Below are 2,545 nucleotides of genomic sequence, written 5' to 3'. Positions count from 1 at the left end.
CCGCGGGGCCGTGGTGGCGGGTGGGCGTCTGGGTGATTTCGCGCAGGGGGACGCGGATGTCGGGGTGCAGGGTCCCGGACACGTAGACCTTCTGGGAGGCGGGAAGCGGGCCACGGCTGATCCCCTCCAGCACCTTCCCGTCGACCTTCAGGCTCTTGGACGCTCCACTCATCGGACGGCTCCTCGTGACAACGGACGGGAGACGGGACGGGAGCATGGAGCGCCCACACCGCTTCCCTCCGCCGGTATTAACCGGTTCAGGTTCAAAGGGTCGGACGCGGCAACGCGACCGTCTCAGCCTCCTTCCGGAGGCGCCCCTAGCGACTGCGGAGCGGTGTAGCGCAGGGGGAAGCGGGCTTCAACCGGGGCACGCACGAGCCCCTGGCCAGTGAACGCCTGGAGGCCCTGCGGGGAGGGGCACCCAGGGTCTGGACTCTCCCGAGCGTTCCCGCGGCGTCACATGGAGCGCAGCCCTCCATGTGGCCGGAAAACAGCTCCGGAGGTCTTGCTCCTGACGGTGCAGATCGTAAGTGGGGCCTCAGGCCGGGTGCGCCCCTCGCTGTCATCCCAGGAAGAGTCCCCCATGCTGCTGAGCCGCGTCCTTCCGCTGCTGCTGTGCGCCACCCTGTCGCTTGTCGGTTGCGGAGAGGACCCGGTGTCCTACTCGGCGCCGGTTGGTATCAACCTCAAGGCCAAGTCGTCCGACACCACCAACGGCACCGTCACCGCCCAGAAGGGCATCTCGACCGAGTCGGGGAACCCCTACAAGGTCTTCGTCGACGAGGCGCGCCAGGGGCTGGACGGCGCGTCGCCTTCTCGCGTGGAGCTCACGACCCTGACGCTCACCCTGGGCGCGGGGAGCGTGGGCGCGACCTCCCTGGCGGAGGTCTTCACCGGCCGCGTCGACGTGTTGTTCCTGACCGAAGAGTCCAACAACACCTACGTCGCCGGCCACGTGGAGAACCCCACGGGGAGCGGGCCGGTGGCGCTCGTCGTCGACTTCGACTCGGAAGCAATGCCAGACGCCGACTACACGCGCTTCCTCGACGGCAAGTTCAACGTCGTGCTGCGCGGCCCGGCCGCGCCCAGCTTCACGACCAAGGGCGCGGACGTGGACTTCCAGTCCACGTTCGCCTTCACCGCGTTCGAGTAACGCCCCTCCGCCGAGGTCCGCTCACACCTTGACGGACTTCACCAACGGCAGCTCGCGCACGCGGGTCCCCGTGAGCGCGAACACGGCATTGGCCAGGGCCGGGGCCACGGGGGGCACGCCGGGCTCGCCCACGCCTCCCGGCGGACCGTCGCTCGGGATGATGTCCACGTGGATCTTCCGGGGCGTCTCCGCGATGCGTGCCAGGCGGTAGTCCCGGAAGTTGCTCTGCACCGTGGCGCCGTCCTTCATCGTGATTTCTCCGTACAGCCCCAGGCTCAGGCCGAACACCACCGCGCCCTCCATCTGGGACCGCACGCGCTCCAGGTTCACGATGGTGCCCGCGTCCGCGACGATCCACGCCTCGTCCACGCGGATCTGCTCGTTCGCGTCCTTCACCACCGACACCACCACCGCCACGTACGTCAGGAAGCTGCGGTGCGCCGCGAGCCCTAGTGCCCTGCCCTCGCGCTTGCGCTCGTCCCACCGCGCAAGGCCTGTCACCCGCTCGATCACCCGCCGCAGCCGCGCCGAGTCCACGGGATGCTGCTCCAGCGGCTGGCCGTAGTTCGGCACCTTCGCCACGCCCAGTTCCTTCGGCGTCACGATGCGGGACGGCCCCAGCACCTCCAACAACGTGTCACGCGGATCCGTGCCCCTCTCGTGCGCCAGCTCGTCGATGAAGCTCTGCACCGAGAACGCGTGGTAGATGTTCGCCACGGAGCGCAGCCAGCCGATGCGCGTGTACGCCCGCGCCTCGCAGTTCTCCATCCGGATGTCCGGAATGGCCAGCGGCAGATCCACGATGCCCTGCCCCATCTCTCCCTCCCCCGCGAACGTCGCGTCGGAGAACGTGGAGCCAATGGGCGGGAACGCGATGCGCTGGTGCCACGCCACCACCTTGCCGTTCGCGTCCAGGCCCGCCTCCAGCCGCTGCGCGCTCGTCGAGTGGTAGTAGTCGTGGCGCACGTCGTCCTCGCGCGTCCACTGCAGGCGCACCGGCGCGCCCACCGCCTTCGCCACCAGCGCCGCCTCCACCACGTAGTCCGGCTTCGACTTGCGGCCGAACCCGCCACCCAGGAGCGTCACGTGGATCGTCACCTTCGACGGATCCATCCCCAGCGCCTTCGCCACCTCGCTGCGTGCGGCCTGCGGATTCTGCGTCGTGGCCCACACCTCGCAGGTGCCGTTCTCCACCCTCGCCACCGCCGCGGGCGGCTCCATGGGCGCGTGCGCCAGGTGCGGCGTGTTGTACGTCGCCGTCACCCGCTTCGCCGCCTTCGCCAGCGCGGCCTCCGCGTCGCCGACGTTGCGCACCACCTTGCCCGGCTTGCCAATCACCTCCAGCAGCTGCTCGCGGTACGCCGCGGAGTCATAGGCCCCGTTGTCCCCGCC

3 protein-coding genes and 1 riboswitch are annotated in these 2,545 nt (G+C 69.7%); of the genes, 1 reads left to right on the top strand and 2 read right to left on the bottom strand.

Annotated features, from left to right (window positions below; genetic code table 11):
• On the bottom strand, window positions 1-172 hold a 172-nt coding region (locus D7X74_RS41240), incomplete at its 3' end, for a hypothetical protein (RefSeq protein WP_147446888.1).
• A 45-nt stretch (window positions 173-217) separates the two neighbouring features.
• A riboswitch (TPP riboswitch) is annotated at window positions 218-329 on the bottom strand.
• Between the two features lie 254 nt (window positions 330-583).
• On the opposite strand from D7X74_RS41240, the gene D7X74_RS41235 reads away from it, so the two are divergent.
• On the top strand, window positions 584-1,153 hold the full coding sequence (locus tag D7X74_RS41235) for a hypothetical protein (RefSeq protein ID WP_120538381.1): 570 nt from the start codon (window positions 584-586) through the stop codon (window positions 1,151-1,153).
• A gap of 21 nt (window positions 1,154-1,174) precedes the next feature.
• On the opposite strand, the gene D7X74_RS41230 is transcribed toward D7X74_RS41235, so the two are convergent.
• Window positions 1,175-2,545 (bottom strand): xanthine dehydrogenase family protein molybdopterin-binding subunit (locus D7X74_RS41230; RefSeq protein ID WP_147446887.1); only part of this gene is annotated, 1,371 nt, incomplete at its 5' end.

The organism is Corallococcus sp. CA047B, from assembly GCF_003612065.1.
GTDB classification, from domain to species: Bacteria; Myxococcota; Myxococcia; order Myxococcales; family Myxococcaceae; genus Corallococcus; species Corallococcus praedator.
This window is presented reverse-complemented; position numbering and strand designations above follow the sequence as displayed.

What these genes read in the sequence shown, in the direction of transcription:
- D7X74_RS41235 (WP_120538381.1), top strand. Translation starts at nt 584, where the DNA reads ATGCTGCTGAGCCGCGTCCTTCCGCTGCTGCTGTGCGCCACCCTGTCG.